Genomic DNA, 16,808 nt, shown 5'->3' on the forward strand with positions numbered 1-16,808 from the left:
TTACGCTGGGGCCAGGCCCAGGGGCACGCATCCGACCTCCAGGCGCCTTGCTGCCTGGGGAGGGTTGTAGGAGGGCCGGAGTTGCGTCAACAAGGAAGTGGAGCGGTAAGGCGGCACATGCCGGACGGCCCAGCCGCTGCAGGAAGTCGCAAACGCCGGGGCCACAACTTGTAATAAAGCAGCAATGCTACACCGCACAGACCCATGTTGACGCACCGCAGCATGCGGGTTTGCCCCAAAGGGGAAACCGGCCCAGCGACCACGGGCAGCGCGGAAACAGTCGCCAAGGCAACCTTCGCGCAGCATCAGGCTTGCTAGCCTGTGTGCCATGCAGATCTCCGAACTTGCCCGCCAGGCCTCTGTGTCCGTCCACGCCCTGCGCCACTATGAACGGCTGGGGCTGATTCGCCCGCACCGCCGGGCCAACGGATACCGGGACTATCCCGCCAGCATCAAGCGCGAGGTGGTGTTCATCGCCATGTCTCGCCAGCTGGGCTTTGCGCTGCCGCAGATTGCCCGGCGGCTTGACGACTACCGTGCCGGCACGCTGGGCATCGACGACATGGTGCTGGCCCTGCAGGAACGCGTGGCCATGCTGGAGCAGCAGATCGGCCAGTTGCAGGCCCAAAAGCAGGTGGTGCTCGACCACCAGGCGTGGCTGCAGGCGCAACAGACACGCAAGCGAGAGACACCCCGCGCCTGGCCGCGCGTGCGGCCCAGCACATCCACCAAGTCCCCCTCCCAAACCCCAACCTCCAGGAAAACGCCATGACTTTGTCTTCGCCATCCCCTTTGCCCACGGCCTCCATCGCCGCATTGCAGGCCTTTGTGCTGGCCATGCCCATGGCCCGCACGCTCGGGCTGCGCTTCGTCCACGCCGAACCGGGCCGGGTTGAGATGGAGATTCCGGTGAGTGAGGCCTTCAGTTTTCGCCCCGGCCAGTTGCAGGCCACGGCTGTGTTTGCCGTGGCCGACTTTGCGGCGGTGGCGGCAGCAGGCAGCGTGTTGCCGCCGGGGTGGACCAATGCCACGGTGGATGCGACCGTGAAACTCGTGGCGCCTGCCCGGGGCGTTTGCCTGCGTGCGCGCGGGCGTGTGGTGGATGCGGGGCGGTTACTCACCGTCTGCGCGTCCGACGTTTTTGCGGTGGACGGGAACGGCCAGGAAACCCTGTGCGCCACGCTTCTGGCCACGGCGCGCAATATCGATCCCGCCGCTGCGCGGTAGATGGCGGGCCGTCCCGTTCTGCGGTGGGATTACGCCCGCGAGCGCCGCGCCCGCACGGCTGCCGCCAACCCTTCAAGCACCGGCACGGTCTGCGCCAGGCTGATGCAGGCGTCAGTCACCGACACGCCGTGTTGCAGCGGCTGGCCGGGCACGATGTCCTGTCGGCCTTCGTTCAGATGGCTTTCGATCATCAGACCAGTGATGCGCGCATCACCGGCTGCAATCTGCTCGGCCACTTCTGCCGCCACCGTGATCTGACGCTGGTGCTGCTTGCTGCTGTTGGCATGGCTCACGTCGATCATCACCTGCTCGCGCAGGCCCGCTGCCTTGAGCATGGCGCAGGCAGCATCCACATCGGCAGCGCTGTAGTTAGGCTGCTTGCCGCCGCGCAGGATCACATGGCAGTCCTGGTTGCCGCGCGTCTCAAAAATGGCGGCCTGGCCCATCTTGGTCATGCCCATGAACGCGTGCGATGCCTGCGCGGCCTGGATGGCGTCGCTGGCCACCTTCACGCCGCCATCCGTGCCGTTCTTGAAACCCACGGGGCACGACAGGCCACTGGCCAGCTGGCGGTGGCTCTGGCTCTCCGTGGTGCGCGCGCCTATCGCGCCCCAGCTCACCAGGTCGCTGATGAACTGTGGCGAGAGCAGGTCCAGAAATTCGGTGCCCACCGGCAGGCCCGTGGCCAGCACATCGAGCAGCAGCTGGCGCGCCAGCTCCAGCCCTTCGTTGATGGCAAAACTTCCATCCAGGTGCGGATCGTTGATGTAGCCCTTCCAGCCCACCGTGGTGCGCGGCTTTTCAAAGTACACGCGCATGACGACGAGCAGATCGGCCTGCAGCGCATCCGCCTGTTGCTTGAGCTGGCGCGCGTAGTCCATGGCCTGGTCGTGGTCGTGGATGGAGCAGGGCCCCACCACCACGATGAGCCGGTCGTCCTGCCCGTGCAGGACGCGTGAGATGGCGGCGCGGCTCGATTCGACCAGCGCCTGCGCCGCATCGGGTGCGGGCAGCCACTCCTGCAGCAACGCAGGCGTAATCAGCGGGCGCACGGCCTTGATGCGCGTGTCATCAATGCGTGTGGTGTCGTGGGTGGAAATGGGGTTGGCGGAGCGGTGTGCGTGGGTCATGGTGGCCCCGATTGTCGCGGAGCCGCTGTTGCCTGCTGGTCAAGGAGGTGGTCACACGGCTCGGAACTGGCGCGGCCCAGGCCAGTGACGCAGAGCAAGGGCCGCCCCGCAGCGAGTGCGTCGTCCCCCTCAGGGGGAAGGCGCCGAAGGCGACTCAGGGGGAGCCTCTACGGCCTGCGGAACGCCGCATTCTGCCGCGACCAATGGCGCGACTGCAGGTGATCCAGCCGCACCGTTCCGCCCGTGGAGGGCGCGTGCACAAAACGCCCTTCCCCCACATAGATGCCCGCATGGTTGGGCTGGCGGCCGGTGCCAAACACCACCAGGTCTCCGGCGCGCAACTCCCCACCGTCGATTCGGTATCCCCAGTTGTTGAGCTGCGCCACCGTGCGCGGCGGCGGTGTGCCGACCTGGTTGCGGTACACGTAACCAATCAGCCCGCTGCAGTCGAAGCCCGAGTCGGGCGTGTTGCCGCCGTAACGGTACGGCGTGCCCACCAGGCCCAGTGCGTGGATGGCGATGTCGTGTGCCTGCTCGGCGGTCAGGGGCGGCGTGGTGCGGATCGGGGCGGACGAAGAAGAAGAAGACGTCGAAGGGGGCCGTGAGGTGCCACAGCCGCCCAGGGCCAGCAGGGCGGCTGTGCAGGCGGCAAAGGCCAGGCTGTGAAAAACGCGCATGGACCGAAGGGTAACGGATGGAGCCCGGTGCATGCGCTGACCCCGTTCCTGCCTTGGGGATATTGGTCAAAAATGCCGCCAGCGCTTGTGCATCAAGCGTTGGCAGCTATCTTTTTACAACACTTGGGAGCTCATGCCGTCGCAGTGATTTCGGCCGTCTGGCGCCGCAGCAGCAACCGGTTGGCCACGCTCACGATGGCCTGTACCGACGCCGTCACGATGTTGTGGCTCGCGCCCGCGCCAAAGGTGGAGCCCGCCACGCCGTCCATGGCCGCTTCCACAATCGCCAGCGCCTGGGCGTTGGCGCCCGTGCCGGTGGCGCGCTCTTCATAGTGGTCCACGCGCAGCGGCAGGCCCAGCGCATCCACCGTCGCGGCAATCGGCCCGTTGCCCTGGCCGCGCAAATGCTGGCGCGTGCCGTCGATGGTCACGTCCAGCTCGATGCCCTGCCCGTCTTCATCGAGCTTGTGGCTGTGGCAGGTGATGGCGGCGTGCGCAGGCGCTTTCAGGTATGTGGTCTGGAACAAGTCCCACAGCGCCTCGCCGCTCATTTCACCCTCGCTCGCGTCCGTCTGCCGTTGCACTACCGCGCTGAATTCGACCTGCATGCGGCGCGGCATCACCACGCCGTGTTCGCGTTCGAGCAGGAAAGCAATGCCGCCCTTGCCCGATTGGCTGTTTACGCGGATCACGCTGTCGTAGGTGCGGCCGAGGTCCGCCGGGTCGATGGGCAGGTACGGCACTTCCCACAAGGCGTTCGGGTCTTGCGCGGCAAAGCCCTTTTTGATCGCATCCTGGTGCGAGCCCGAGAATGCGGTGAACACCAGGTCGCCAGCGTAGGGGTGGCGCGGGTGCACGGGCAGCGACGTGCATTCCTCGGCAATGCGCGCGACCGAGGTGATGTCCGAGAAGTCGAGGTTCGGGTGCACGCCCTGCGTGTACATGTTGAGCGCCAGCGTCACGATGTCCACATTGCCGCAGCGCTCGCCGTTGCCGAAGAGGCAGCCTTCCACGCGGTCGGCGCCGGCCATCATCGCAAGTTCTGCCGCCGCCACGCCCGTGCCCCGGTCGTTGTGCGGGTGCACCGAGAGCGTGATGTGCTCGCGCGGGCTGAGGTGCCGGTCCATCCACTCGATCTGGTCGGCGAACACGTTGGGCGTGGCGTTCTCCACCGTGGTGGGCAGGTTGATGATGATGGGACGGCCGGGGCCCGCGTTCCATGCGGCAATCGCGGTTTGGCAGGCCTTGAGGGAAACGCTGAGCTCGGTGGCGCTGAAGGTTTCGGGTGAATACTGCAAGGTCCACTGCGTTTCGGGCTGTGCATCGGTAAGCTGCTTGAGGTAGCCCACGTGGTGCGCGATGAGCTGCATCACCTGCGTCACGTTCATGCCGAACACGATGCGCCGCCATGCGGGGGCCGTGGCGTTGTAGAGGTGCACGATGGCGCGGGGCGCGCCTTTCACGGCCTCCACGGTGCGCGCAATGAGGTCCTCGCGCGACTGGGTCATGACCATGATGGTCACGTCATCGGGGATGAGGTTCTCGTCGATGAGGCGGCGCACAAAGTCGAAGTCCGTCTGCGATGCTGCCGGAAAACCGACCTCGATCTCCTTGAAGCCGATGCGCACCAGCTCTTCAAAGAGCTTCATCTTGCGCTCGCCGTTCATGGGCTCGAACAAGGCCTGGTTGCCGTCACGCAAATCGGTGGACAGCCACACGGGCGCGTGGGTGATGCTGCGGGTGGGCCACTGGCGGTCGGTCAACGCGACCGGGGCAATGGGCTGGTACTTGGTGGCGGGTTTGGAAATCATGACAAAGGCTCCACGAACGGTGTGTGCGGTGTGAAAGACACGGTGCACAGGTCAAACGAATCTAGAAACGAATGACATCCCCTGCAGCCCTTTGCATGTGCAAAGGCTGGTTCGCGGGCCGGGGTCAGGGGGAGATCAGGTGTTGCGCTGAGCGGATCAGGCAACGGTGGCGAACGCAGGCAGACCCCGGCCAGGCACTAGGCCTAGCGATAGGGTGGATAGGAGCATGCTGCGTTGCATAGGGGGCAAAGATAGCACAGGCTTGCTGCGGTGCGCAATAATTTTGATGAAAATTGCCGCTAGCGCTTGATGGATAAGCGCTGATAGCTATCAAAATAATAGTGAATACTGCTGATAGGATGGCGCCTTTCGTTGCGTGCCCTCCCCATCTGTTTCGTCAGGAGATCTTTTCATGGCCTACATGCTGCTCATCATGGAACCCCACGGCCAACGGGCCGAGCGGGGGCTGGCGGGGGGCCAGGAGGCCTATGCGCGCATGCTGCGTTTTGGCGAAGGCCTGCAGGCCCGGGGCCTGCTGCGTGCCTCCGAATCGCTGGCCTCCACCGAGCAGGCCGTGCGCCTGCAGGTGCGCGAAGGCCAGGCCCGCATGGTCGATGGACCCTTTGCCGAGACGAAAGAAATGGTGGGTGGCTTTTACCTGCTCGACTGCGCCACGCGCGAGGAGGCTGTGGCCATTGCCCGCGAATGCCCGGCCGCCGAATGGGCCACTGTCGAGGTGCGCGAAGTGGCGCCGTGTTACCACGGGGCTTTGTGATCCGGGGCGCTGACGCTTTTCACACTCCCCGGCGCGCAGTGCCTTCCTGCAGCTGTGCCTGAAACTCCCCCACTGGCATGGGCCGCGCAAACAGGTAGCCCTGCAGCACATCGCAGCCCTGGCGCACCAGGTAGTCGGCCTGCTCGGGCGTTTCCACCCCTTCGGCTGTGATCTGCAGCCCCAGACCGTGGGCCAGCGCCACGATGGCGGTGACGATGGTGCGGCTGTGTTCCTGGCCGGGCAGGTCCTTGACAAAGCTGCGGTCGATCTTGAGGCGCCGCATCGGCAACTGCCGCAGGTAGGCCAGGGAGGAGTAGCCGGTGCCAAAGTCGTCAATGGCCAGGCGGATGCCCAGCTGGCTCAGGCGGTGCAGGGTGTGCGCACCGGCCTCCATGTTGTCCATCAGCACGGTTTCGGTGAGTTCGATTTCGAGCAGGTGGGCGGGCAGGCCCTCTTCGCGCAGGATGTCCATCACGCGCTCCAGAAACTGCGGGTCGCCCAACTGCCGTGCCGAGATGTTGACCGACACCCGGAGCGGCCCGCCCGCCTGCCACCGGGCGGCATCGCGGCAGGCCGTGCGCATCACCCAGTAGCCCAGCGGCACGATGAGGCCGCAGTCCTCGGCCACCATCACGGCCTCCAGCGGCGAAACGTTGCCCAGCTCCGCATGCGACCAGCGCAGCAGCGCCTCGGCGCCCACCAGGGCGCGGTCGGTGGCGGCAAAAAGCGGCTGGTAGTGCAGCGCGAGGCCCTCGCCCTGCTGGAGCGCGGCGCGCAGTGCATGCTCGATGGCCTAGCGCCGGACCACCGCCTGGTTCATCGACGCGTCAAACCGTACACAGCGGTTCTTGCCCATTTCCTTGGCGCGGTACATGGCCGTATCGGCATTGCTGACCAGGCCGTCCATGTCGGCCGCATCACCCGGAAAGGTGGCGATGCCAGCGCTGCAGGTCATGGTCATCTGCTGGCCTACTTCGGTGAACGAATGGTGGAAGGTGCCGACAATCCGCTGGCCATAGGTGTTGAGCGCTGCGTCGTCCATGTCCAGCGGCAGGATCACGGCGAACTCGTCGCCCCCCAGGCGCGAGATCGCGTCGGTGCTGCGCACCACGGACTGCAGGCGCCGCGCCACCTGGCGCAGCAAACCATCTCCGGCCGCATGCCCGAAGGTGTCGTTGAGCGTCTTGAAATTGTCGAGATCGATGTACACCAGGGCCACGCGGGTGCCTTGGTCCCGGGCGGCTTCGATCGCTGCGGCCAGGCGTTCATTGAAGGCGTGCCGGTTGCCCGTGCCCGTGACGGCATCGGTATGGGCGAGCGCGTGCAGCCGGTTCTCGGCGTTGCGCACGGCCGCCTGGCTGCGCAGTACCATGGCGGCGGCCATGGCCATCACACACCCGGCAATCAGCAACGCGCTGACAAAACGAATGGCCAGGCGCGAGTACACCGCACGCATGGACTTGCGAAAGTACAGGGTTCCCTCTGCCACGCCCGCCGTTTCAACCGGCCGGGCAATCTCCAGCACGCTCACCCCCGCACGCTCGGTCAACCCGCCCATGCCAGCGGCCGCCAGCGTGGCGGGGAAGCTGTCGCCTGGCCCGCGTGTGTAGTGCGCCAGCAGCAGGCCCTGCGCGTCGTACACCCCGGCGCCCAGCACCATGGGCGACGACTTCAGCGCCGCGAGCATCTCGTTGGCCGTGCGCGCATCTCGGAACATGACAGCGGCCGCAATGTTGTCCGCGACGATGGCGGCCTCCACCCGGCTGTCCTGCAGCATGGACTGGCGCGTGCTCCAGTAGTCCAACCCCGTGAGTGCCAGCACCACCGTCAAAAGCGCCAGGCCCGCCGCCAGGATGCCCGTTACCACCAGCCTGGACGACAGCAGCACGGGCGGCAGCGGTGGCGCCGGGATGGCAATCTGGGGTTCGGGGGCCTGGGTTCTCATCGGTACACCTTGGCCAGCCGCAGCAGTCGGGAGCTGATCGTGAGACCCGCCTTGGCGGCGGCGTCGGGGCTGATGCCGAACACGATACGCCCTTCCTGCTGGGTGAGAGCGATGACGATCTCCGGGTTGACGAAGGTCAGCTCATCCGAGACCGTCAGCACGCCATGGCCCTGAGACAGGGTTCGAAGCGCTCGCAATGCCTGCTCCACGTCTGCGTTTTGCAGGATGAGCACCCTGCAGTCGCGCAGGCTGGCCATCTCCAGCAGCCTGATCCGCACGGTACGGCCTTTGGCGGCCTGTTTGCCTTCCAGGGCGGTCAGGGGGCGCTTGAGTGGACTGAAGGGCGAGACGCAGACGGTCAGTTCGCTGCCCATGGCGCTGTCGTTGTCAGGCCATTCGATGAACTGGATGAAGTTGAAGATATAGGCGGCCTTGAGGTCGGGTTCTTCCACGGGGTTGGTGGCATGCGCCAGGCCGACCAACCCGCCCAGCAAACACAGGCCGAACCACAGTATCTTGCCCAGGTGGATGGCGTTGTACATGGCTCAGAACGCGTAGGTGAGCTTGAGCCGGTAGGTCCGTCCATCCTGCCGGATCGATTCTTCGCGGATCTCGTACGAGGCGGGATCTGCATGCCGGTGGTTGAACAGGTTGTAGACGCCCATCGACACGTCCACATCCGCGAAGCGTTGTGTGTAGACGAGGTTGGTGACGATGGTCCCCGGCAGGCGTGCACCCGAACGGGTTGCGCGCGCGCCCACGCCGATGGCCTCCACGGCATATTGGCCCGGCCTGCCAGCGCCTTGCGTTCCCCACGCGCCCAGCGCCAGGGTGTCCGACCACTGGACCTTGAGCAAGTGCCGGGGAGAGTTCGTCAGCGGCTGGGGGGTGCTGGTGTTGCGTGCCTTTTGCCAGCCATAGGCCACACGCAGGCGCGAGCCGCCTTGCCAGCGCTGTTCCACCTCGGCTTCCAGCCCGTGAACGCGCACGCTGCCGGTGTTGCCGAAGGTCAGTCTTTCCGCTGCGTTCGCATCGCCCAGCGCGATCAGGTCGGTCACCTGCGACCGGAACGCCGTCAGCAGCATGCGGGTGGCGCCGGTGGGGGCATGTTCGAGGGCCAGCTCTGTGGTGCGCACCTTTTCCGACCGAAGCCCCTCCGAGCTGACGATGCCGCCGGGCAGGTCCACGCGGTAGTCGCGTTCGTAGGCATTGGGGGGCCGGTAGGCCGTGCCGTGCAGCAGCTTGAGGGCGGTGGAGGGGTTCCACCAATACACCAGGCCCAGCCGGGGATGGAAGCTGCCCGCACTGCCGGACTGCTTGCCCCAGCGCAGCCCGGTGTGCAGCGTGAGTGTGGGCGCCAGCGCAAATTCATCCTGCATGTAGATGCCCAGCGCATCGCCCGAGCGGCGGGTGTCCAGGTACTGGGCGGGTGGGTCCAGATCGACGTTGAGCTGCTGGATGCGGGTGTCGCGCCGGTAGTCGATGCCCCAGGCGAGCTTGTGGCGTGCAAACGCCGTGCTGACCCACTGCCAGTCGGTGCCCCACCACTGCCCGGTGCCGACGTCGCGGTTGACCGTGAGGGGTGGGTAGTCGTACACATAGTCGCCCACGAAGCGGTAGCGCCCGGCGTGTACGCGGCCGGTGAGCGCCAGTGAGGACGAAATCTGGTGCGTGGTTTCGGCCGCCAGGCGGGTGGTGGTGTCGATGTAGCGCGAGCGTGGGTCGTTGAAGGCCTGCGAGAACGAAGCCGTGGGCGTGCCCTTGGTGCGCTCGCCATGGGCCAGGGTGAGCGTGAGCCCCTCCCGCTGCATGCGGGCAAACAGCTGCGTGTTGCGGTCGAAATCCAGGCGGTGCGCTACACCATGGTGGGTCTCGGGCGCGTCGAACGCCGAAAAGTACTGGTCTGCCCCCCGGCTGCTGGAGCGCGTCACCGCGATGAGCCAGTCGCTGCCCTGGGCATCCACCGTGCCCAGCGAGAAGCGTGCCTTGGCGCTGCCTTGGCTGCCCGCCTCCACGCTGATCTGCGGCCCGGCCAGCTGGCGGCCGTTGCGCGTGATGACGTTGACCACGCCAAAGAACGCATTGGCGCCATACACCGCAGAGCCCGGCCCGGGAACGAACTCCACGCGGTCCACCAGGTCCAGGTCGAGCGGGAAATCCGTGCCGATGGTGGCCTGGTCGTAGAGGTTGTCGTTAAAGCGCACGCCGTTGACCAGCAGCAGCACCCGGGTGTTGTAGTCGCCCGGTGTGGCAAAGCCGCGTGTGCCAAGGTAGTGGTAAGAGCGGTCGTACGAGACATACAGCCCGCGCATGCTGCCCAGCACTTCCGCCAGCGTGCGGTAGCCAAAAAGCCGGATGTCGTCTGCGGTCACCACGCTCACCACGGCGGGCGCTTCCAGGGCGGTTTGCGCATACCGGCTGGCCGTCCGGACCTCCATCTGCATGAGCTGTTCCAGCGGCAGCTGGGCAATGTCCGCCTGCGCGGCAGCGTGGGATGCAAAGCCACACAGCAGCGCCAGCACCAGCTGCTGTGTCCGCTGGGTTGTATTGGGTTCCGATCCTCTTTGCATGGGTGGTGCACCCGCTGTGGTGAAGGCCCGCGCATGCAGGCCAAGGCGTTCTGGAGGTTCGTGAATCAGTGGGGCGAAAGGTTTACAAAGTGTATCCATCGCCGGGACCGAACAGTCCCTCCGGGGATCGGTGATGACCCCTAGAAAACTGTAAAAAATGCAGCGGCCGGCCCGTGAACCCTTGCCGGAGCTCACTCGACGGGCGTGATGCCCTCACGTGCCGCATAGGCCAGCCCCACGCGGCGATACAGGCGGCGCCAGCCGAACACGTACACCACCACCAGGGTGGCTGCAAGCGCCAACCCGGGGCTCCAGGGGCTGGACGCTACAAAACGCCACGCCCAGTACAGCTCCGCAAATCCCATCAGTGCGAAGGTGCCCAGCCCGATCCACGGGCCCTCGGCCCGCCAGGCCGCGACCGAGACGAATGCATGGCCCACCAAGGCTGCGAGGCCCAGCAGCAGGTGGGCCACCAGCGCCAGCACTGGCCGCTGCTCGAACCACCCCGCCATCCCCCGGAGGGTGGGGGGCGTGTCTGACTTGGCGGTCAGGGCTGCCTGCATCACAAACGCTGCCAAAAACCCCTTGTGCTGGAGCCTGCGTGCCGTGGTGTCCTGGCCTCGCAGGGCCGAGCTCACCACGCGCCGCGACAACCAGTCGCCCAGGTCGCCACCCGCGCGTGGCGGGTCTTCTTCCTGTGCGTCCGGGGGTAGCTGGGCCATCGCTTCGCGCGCCTGTGCACGCAGGGATTCGGGCACGTGTTCCAGCGCACTGGGGCTGCGGCGCAGCGCGTGCGCACAGACAGCGACGGTTCGCAAGGTCTCGGGCACCTGTTCCAGGCGCCAGCCACCGTCCTGCACGTGGGCGATGCAGGCGTCCTCGCTGAGCATCCCGGCCGGTATTTGCGCAAAGCTTTTCACACCCTGCCGCAGTGCGGTGGCGTAGCGTGCGGGTGTCATGAGCCGCCTGGGCACAAAGCGCACGGTATCTTCATCGGTGGCCAGCGCGGCGTCCACCATGGCGTGGGTGATGTGTTCACGCGGCACATCGGCCAGCGTACGTGGGTGCGACTGCAGCTGTGCCATCAGCGTGGTCTCGTCGGCGGCTTGGGCCTGGGGTGCTGGCTGTGCAGAACGCGCACGTTGCGCAAGCTGCAGCGCATCCACGCTGGGCGCTGCCATCAGCCACAGCTCCCACCATGCGTCGCCATCGCCGGAATCCGCATGTTGGTACAGCGTGAGCCACTGCTCGCGCGATTCGCGCAGCACTCCGCCATCACCGGGCAGGGGTCTGGCCAGCGGCGAGGCCCAGGCCTGGGTGTGGTCGCCGCTGCGGTGCCAGGGGGCGGCGTGTTCGGGGTCGGGGTCGGCCGGGCCAAAGCGCGCTGACAGGCGCTGCACCATGGCCTCGCGGGCTTCGTTCACCGCGCGGTGGAGGTCGGCAGACAGGAATTCATACGGGCCGTTGTGCGACTCGCTCAGGTAGGCGCGCATGACCCGGCGCACGACCACGGTGCGGTCGGCCTGCACCTGGTCTGGGTCGTCCGCATCTTCCTCGTCGTCGGTGCCGTCATCGTCCTTTTCCGTGCCCGCGCGGTCAGCTTGCAGCATGTCGCCCGCAGCCAGTTGGTGCAGGCGTGTCTCGGCCTGGGCCAGCAGGCGGCTGGCCAGGGGCACGATGCCGTCGAGCGTGTCCAGGCCTTCCAGGTGGTCGGTCAGGGGGGCATGGAAAAAGGGCCGGGGCGGCCAGCAGTTCTCGCGCACGCCGCTGCGCCACAGGGGCGCACCTTCGGCGCCGAGCAAGGCCACCTGCTGGCCGTCATAGTGCGCGCGCCAGACCACAACCCCTTCGCCGTCGATGTACGCCAGCTGACCATCGCGGGTGAGGAACGGCACCAGCGGGGTATCGGGCGTGTTGCCCACCAGCCAGCCATCGCCGTTGGTCAGCGGCTCCAGCAGATGCGCCGGTGCCGGCACGAAACGGCCATCGGGATGCAGCAGGCCCCAGGTGGCGCAGGCCGACGGACCTTGCGCGGCGGTGCGCACCACGGCAAAGCCGCTCTCGGCAGAAAAGTCCGAGCCATAGCTCAGGCGCGGGCCGGGCAAGGGCTTGCCTTCGGCCGTGAGAAAGACCGTGCCGTCGTAGCTGTTGGCCACCACGCCGCAGACCATGCGCCGAGACAGGTGGCGGCCACCCTTGACCACCACCTTGCCCCGGGCGTCGAGATAGCCGTGGCCGTTGTCCCAGGCGTTGGGTTCGTCAAAATAGGCCAGGCCATCGCTGTTGAAGGCGTCGATGCTGGGGTAATGCGGCTTCAGCACCCAATCGCCCCGGGCATTGATCAGCCCGTAGCGTTCTCCATCGAGCGATGCGGCCGTGGTGGGGGACTCGCCAAACGGCTTGGCATCGCGAAAGCGGGGTTCAACCACCCAGCGACCCGCGCGGTCCACAAAGCCCTGGGTGCGCTGGTTGCTATCCTTTTTCCACAGCGTGGCGCGGGCCAGGCCGTTCGCGCCGAACAGGCCCAGTTCATGAAAAACTTCGTCGCTGGTGGGCTGGCCCTCGCGGTCGATGGGGCGCCATGCATCCTGGCCCACCTGCACGGCACTCACCCCGTTGCGGAATGGGTGGGCGTTGTCGAAGGTCGGGGGAATGACCACCGCACCCGCCAGGTCCACAAAGCCCCAGCGGCCCCCGTCGCAAAAGCGCGCCAGTCCGTCTTCTGAAAAGTTGCGTGCGTTCTGCAGCGCGGGCGGCACGCGCCAGCAGCCTTCACCATCGATATAGCCCCACAGCGAGTTGTCGCCCTGGGCAGCGCTGACCCAGCCGCCGCGCCCGTCGGCGTTGAAGCGCAATACCGCCTTCAAGCCTTCTGGTGGCACCACGGCCCGCCCTGGGTGGACGATGACCAGGGCCGGGGTCTGGCAGCTGGGTTCCAGCGGAATGCTGGCCAGCCAGGGAGGGGCCGGTTCGGTGGTGATGTCGCTGTCTTCGTTCATTGTGCTCGGGGGCTCTCCGCGCGGCATCCTACCGAGGGTGTCTGGCCGGGCGCGTAACCATTTGCACGCCTTGGCAAATGCCCCACACCTTGGGCTGCACCTGACACCTTGGCGACTTTTTTCTACGTAGTTACCCTGATTTTTTGAACCGTCCTGTCGATCTGCCCGGCCTTCGTTCGTCGTGCAGGTGAAGGTCCACCCATGGGCCCTCAACCATCGCTTTCAGGAGAACCCCATGCGATTCATGATCATCGTCAAAGCCACCGCCGAATCCGAACAAGGCTGCATGCCCAGCGCCGCCCTGATGGCCGAGATGGCCCGCTACCACGAAGAACTGGCCCATGCGGGCGTGCTGCTGGACGGCAGCGGCCTCAAGCCCAGCGCGCAGGGCTGGCGCGTGCGCTACACCGCCAGCGGCCGCACCGTGACCGACGGACCGTTCACCGAAACCAAGGAACTCATTGCCGGCTACACCCTGATCCAGGTGCGCAGCAGGGGCGAGGCGCTGGAATGGACGCGCCGCTTTCCCAATCCGCGGGGTGAGGGGCTCGATGCCGAGATCGAAGTGCGCCAGCTCTTTGAGATGGAGGACTTTGCCGACGTCGAAGGCGTGGAGAAATTCCACGACCTCGAAGCGATGCGCGGCTGAAACCAACCGGGAGGACCCTCTACCATGGTCAAGACCATTGCCCTTGCGCTGCTGGCGGCGCTGGGACTTTTCCTGGCGTTTGCTGCCACCCGCCCCGACACCTTCCGCGTGGAGCGCAGCCGCGTCATCTCCGCCCCGCCCGAGCGTGTGTACGGCCTCATCCACGACCTGCGCCAGTTCAACACCTGGAACCCGTACGAACGCAAGGATCCCGCCGCCAAGGGCGAGTACAGCGCCAACACCATCGGCCCCGGCGCGCGCTATGCGTGGCAGGGCGACAAGGTGGGCACCGGCAGCATGGAGATCGTCGATGCCAAGGCCCCGGCGCGCGTGGCAATGAAGCTCGACTTTGTGGCCCCGTTCGAAGCCCACAACCAGGTCGAGTTCACGCTGCAGCCCGAAGGGGCAGGCACCACCCGCGTCACCTGGGCCATGCACGGCCCTGTGCCCTACCTGGCCAAGATTGCGCACCTGGTTTTCAACATGGACCGCATGGTGGGCCAGGACTTTGAAGACGGCCTGGTCAACCTGCAGGCTGTGGCGCAAAAGCCTGCCGGCTGAGCCCCATCCCCTGTTGCGCTTTGCAAAACCTTTCGTTTCGCTTTACCTTCCTTACTCCTCAGGAGCACCTCATGCACCAACAGATCTTCGTGAACCTGCCCATCGAGAACATGGCCCGCTCGCAGGCGTTCTTCCGCGCACTGGGCTATGACTTCAACCCCCAGTTCACCAACGACCAGGGCGCCTGCCTGGTGGTGGGCGAAAACCTCTTCGTGATGCTGCTGGTCAAGGACTTCTACCAGACCTTCACCAGCAAGACGATTGCCGATGCGCGCACCACCTCCGAGGTGCTGGTGTGCTTCTCTTGCCAAAGCCGTGCAGAAGTCGATGCGCTGGTGGACAAGGCCGTGGCTGCGGGCGGCACCACCCCCCGCCCCGCGCAGGACCTGGGCTTCATGTACTCGCGCAGCTTTGACGATCTGGATGGCCACACCTGGGAGTTTGTGCACATGGTGGATGCGAGCAAGGCGCTGGGCTGAGAAGGTGTGAAGGAGCCTGCCATGCCCGCTCGTCCCGCAAAAACGCACCCCCTCGGCGTTGCAAATGCTCGCCATAGCCCGAGCTATGGCTGCGCTTTGCGCCTTGATGGCGCACGTTTGTGCGGCCCGCTCGGGTACGCCAGACTCTTTCACACCTTCATCGCGTGACCCCCTCTGCCGTTCCCGACCGCGATGCCCTGCACCGCACCATCGACTCGGTGTGGCGTATCGAGGCCGCGCGCATCATCGCCAGCGTGGCGCGCATGACGCGGGACGTGGGCCGGGCCGAGGAGCTGGCGCAGGACGCCCTGGTGGCCGCGCTGGAGCACTGGCCTACCGCCGGCCTGCCCGCCAATCCGGCGGCGTGGCTGATGACCACGGCCAAGCGCCGCGCCATCGACCACCTGCGCCAGCAGGCGCTGCACACGCGCGAGAACGAAGCCCTGGGCCACGACCTCGAAGCGCTCGAAGCGCAGTACGCGCCCGACGTGGTGGAGACCCTGATGCACGTACAGCAGGACGACATTGGTGACGACCTGCTGCGCCTCATCTTCACCGCCTGCCACCCCGTGCTGCCCACCGAGGCGCGTGTGGCGCTCACCTTGCGGCTGTTGGGCGGGCTCACCACGGCTGAGATCGCACGCGCGTTTCTCGTGCCCGAGCCCACCGTGGCCCAGCGCATTGTTCGCGCCAAGCGAAGCCTGTCTGCGGCCCACGTTCCGTTTGAAGTGCCCGGCCCTGCGGAGCGCGCGCCGCGACTGGCCTCGGTGCTGGAGGTGATCTATCTCATCTTCAACGAAGGTTATGCCGCCACGGCGGGCGATGACTGGATGCGCCCCGCTTTGTGTGGCGAGGCGCAGCGACTGGTGCGCGTGCTGGCCAGCCTGGTGCCCGATGAGCCCGAGGTGCAGGGGCTGGTGGCACTGCTCGAAATCCAGGCCTCCCGCCTGCCCGCACGCACCAACGCACAAGGCCAGCCCGTGCTGCTGATGGACCAGGACCGCGCGCGCTGGGACCACCTGCTGGTGCGACGGGGGCTGGTGGCCCTCGACAAGGCCGAGCAGCTGGCACGCGCAGGCCATGCCTGGGGGCCCTATGCGCTGCAGGGTGCGATTGCGGCCTGCCATGCGCGCGCACACCGCGCCCAAGACACCGACTGGCACCACATCGTGGCGCTGTATGACGCACTGCTGCAGGTGGCGCCCTCGCCTGTGGTCGCTCTCAATCGCGCCGTGTCGGTGGGCATGGCCCTGGGTCCGGCCGCAGCACTGGCCCTGGTGGATGAACTGGCCGCAGAACCCAGCCTGCGCCACTACCACTGGCTGCCCAGTGTGCGGGGCGACCTGCTGGCCAAGCTGGGGCGCCAGACGGAAGCTTGTGCAGAGTTTGAACGGGCCGCCAGCCTGACGCGCAATGCGCAGGAGAAGGCATTGCTGCTGGCGCGAGCGCGAGCGTGATGGACATGCACTGCAGCCGGCGCGCTGCGTGAAGCAGGTCGGAGCAGGGCAGGATCAGCGTCGACGCTTCTGGGTGCGGCCGTGTGGCGTGGCCACCTTGGGCGCCAGACCCAGCGCGGCACGCGCCAGCGCATCGGCCGCCCCATTGCGGTGGCGGGGAACCCATTGCAGGTCCACCTGTGCAAACCGCTGCAGCACACGGCGCGCCTCGTCAAACAGCGGTGCCAGCCGCTCGATAGGCGCTACGGCCTGCTTGCCCAGTTGCTCCACCAGCACGCTGCTGTCGCTGAGCACCTGCACGGTGGTTGCCGTCGCCACCACCTGGGGTTCCAGCCACTGCAGCGCCCGCAGCAGAGCGCGCAGTTCGGCCTCGTTGTTGCAACCGGTGAAGGTCGTGGCTTCAGAAATGGTGTGTTGCGTGGCCCCACCGGGCCCCACCAGCACTGCCCCCAGCCCCATGCGCCCGGGGTTGGGCACGGCGCTGCCGTCGCAGTGCACCACCCAGTGGGCGGGTTCGGTGGCCACGGC

At 66.7% G+C, this 16,808-nt stretch carries 16 protein-coding genes; 7 read left to right on the top strand and 9 right to left on the bottom strand.

The features are described 5' to 3' along the window. The first annotated feature begins 328 nt into the window (after nt 1–328). Together ACQ4MJ_RS21190 and ACQ4MJ_RS21195 are read left to right on the top strand one after the other, a co-directional pair. A complete protein-coding gene (locus tag ACQ4MJ_RS21190; protein WP_121421742.1) occupies nt 329–772 on the top strand; it encodes a MerR family DNA-binding transcriptional regulator in 444 nt (147 codons plus the stop codon). Continuing rightward, the gene (locus ACQ4MJ_RS21195) at nt 769–1,227 is read left to right on the top strand and encodes a PaaI family thioesterase (RefSeq protein WP_176887660.1); all 459 of its coding nucleotides are present in this window, start codon (nt 769–771) and stop codon (nt 1,225–1,227) included. The genes ACQ4MJ_RS21190 and ACQ4MJ_RS21195 overlap by 4 nt, the downstream gene beginning before the upstream one ends. Before the next feature lie 29 nt (nt 1,228–1,256). Here the strand turns inward: ACQ4MJ_RS21195 and ACQ4MJ_RS21200 are convergent, their stop codons facing one another. The 3 genes from ACQ4MJ_RS21200 to leuA form a co-directional block, all read right to left on the bottom strand. Beyond that, nucleotides 1,257–2,357 (bottom strand): 3-deoxy-7-phosphoheptulonate synthase, encoded by a 1,101-nt coding sequence (locus tag ACQ4MJ_RS21200; RefSeq protein ID WP_055393663.1) that lies wholly within the window; start codon nt 2,355–2,357, stop codon nt 1,257–1,259. A 167-nt stretch (nt 2,358–2,524) separates the two neighbouring features. Beyond that, entirely contained in the window at nt 2,525–3,034 is a 510-nt protein-coding gene (locus ACQ4MJ_RS21205; protein ID WP_431151371.1) for a C40 family peptidase, read from the bottom strand. A gap of 131 nt (nt 3,035–3,165) precedes the next feature. Continuing rightward, a complete protein-coding gene (gene leuA, locus ACQ4MJ_RS21210) occupies nt 3,166–4,845 on the bottom strand; it encodes a 2-isopropylmalate synthase (RefSeq protein ID WP_121508049.1) in 1,680 nt (559 codons plus the stop codon). A 412-nt stretch (nt 4,846–5,257) separates the two neighbouring features. Between leuA and ACQ4MJ_RS21215 the strand changes: the two genes are divergently transcribed. Next, a complete protein-coding gene (locus ACQ4MJ_RS21215) occupies nt 5,258–5,620 on the top strand; it encodes a YciI family protein (protein WP_055393669.1) in 363 nt (120 codons plus the stop codon). Nucleotides 5,621–5,639: 19 nt separating this feature from the next. Here ACQ4MJ_RS21215 and ACQ4MJ_RS21220 read toward each other — a convergent pair whose 3' ends face one another. The 5 genes from ACQ4MJ_RS21220 to ACQ4MJ_RS21240 form a co-directional block, all read right to left on the bottom strand. After that, nucleotides 5,640–6,410 (bottom strand): putative bifunctional diguanylate cyclase/phosphodiesterase, encoded by a 771-nt coding sequence (locus ACQ4MJ_RS21220; protein WP_431173713.1) that lies wholly within the window; start codon nt 6,408–6,410, stop codon nt 5,640–5,642. Nucleotides 6,411–6,413: 3 nt separating this feature from the next. Further along, nucleotides 6,414–7,565 carry a diguanylate cyclase domain-containing protein gene (locus tag ACQ4MJ_RS21225; RefSeq protein WP_431151370.1) on the bottom strand — a complete coding sequence of 384 codons (1,152 nt, stop codon included), beginning with the start codon at nt 7,563–7,565 and terminating at the stop codon, nt 6,414–6,416. Then, nucleotides 7,562–8,107: a YfiR family protein gene (locus ACQ4MJ_RS21230; RefSeq protein WP_218300712.1), complete on the bottom strand. Its 546-nt coding sequence runs from the start codon at nt 8,105–8,107 to the stop codon at nt 7,562–7,564. The genes ACQ4MJ_RS21225 and ACQ4MJ_RS21230 overlap by 4 nt, the downstream gene beginning before the upstream one ends. A gap of 3 nt (nt 8,108–8,110) precedes the next feature. Beyond that, nucleotides 8,111–10,135, bottom strand: coding sequence for a TonB-dependent receptor plug domain-containing protein (locus tag ACQ4MJ_RS21235; protein WP_431151369.1), 2,025 nt, complete (start codon nt 10,133–10,135; stop codon nt 8,111–8,113). 191 nt (nt 10,136–10,326) lie between these two features. After that, nucleotides 10,327–13,134, bottom strand: coding sequence for a WG repeat-containing protein (locus ACQ4MJ_RS21240; RefSeq protein ID WP_431151368.1), 2,808 nt, complete (start codon nt 13,132–13,134; stop codon nt 10,327–10,329). A 235-nt stretch (nt 13,135–13,369) separates the two neighbouring features. Between ACQ4MJ_RS21240 and ACQ4MJ_RS21245 the strand changes: the two genes are divergently transcribed. The 4 genes from ACQ4MJ_RS21245 (at nt 13,370) to ACQ4MJ_RS21260 (ending at nt 16,280) form a co-directional block, all read left to right on the top strand. Continuing rightward, a complete protein-coding gene (locus ACQ4MJ_RS21245) occupies nt 13,370–13,783 on the top strand; it encodes a YciI family protein (RefSeq protein ID WP_431151367.1) in 414 nt (137 codons plus the stop codon). Nucleotides 13,784–13,807: 24 nt separating this feature from the next. After that, nucleotides 13,808–14,344, top strand: coding sequence for an SRPBCC family protein (locus ACQ4MJ_RS21250; RefSeq protein WP_431151366.1), 537 nt, complete (start codon nt 13,808–13,810; stop codon nt 14,342–14,344). Between the two features lie 71 nt (nt 14,345–14,415). Further along, a complete protein-coding gene (locus tag ACQ4MJ_RS21255; protein ID WP_121421735.1) occupies nt 14,416–14,823 on the top strand; it encodes a VOC family protein in 408 nt (135 codons plus the stop codon). A gap of 164 nt (nt 14,824–14,987) precedes the next feature. Continuing rightward, nucleotides 14,988–16,280 carry an RNA polymerase sigma factor gene (locus tag ACQ4MJ_RS21260; RefSeq protein ID WP_431151365.1) on the top strand — a complete coding sequence of 431 codons (1,293 nt, stop codon included), beginning with the start codon at nt 14,988–14,990 and terminating at the stop codon, nt 16,278–16,280. A 54-nt stretch (nt 16,281–16,334) separates the two neighbouring features. Here ACQ4MJ_RS21260 and ACQ4MJ_RS21265 read toward each other — a convergent pair whose 3' ends face one another. Further along, entirely contained in the window at nt 16,335–16,805 is a 471-nt protein-coding gene (locus ACQ4MJ_RS21265; RefSeq protein ID WP_255424244.1) for a ribonuclease HI family protein, read from the bottom strand. Nucleotides 16,806–16,808: the final 3 nt, after the last annotated feature.

This window comes from Acidovorax facilis, assembly GCF_050626955.1.
In the GTDB taxonomy this organism is placed as follows: Bacteria; Pseudomonadota; Gammaproteobacteria; order Burkholderiales; family Burkholderiaceae_C; genus Acidovorax; species Acidovorax facilis.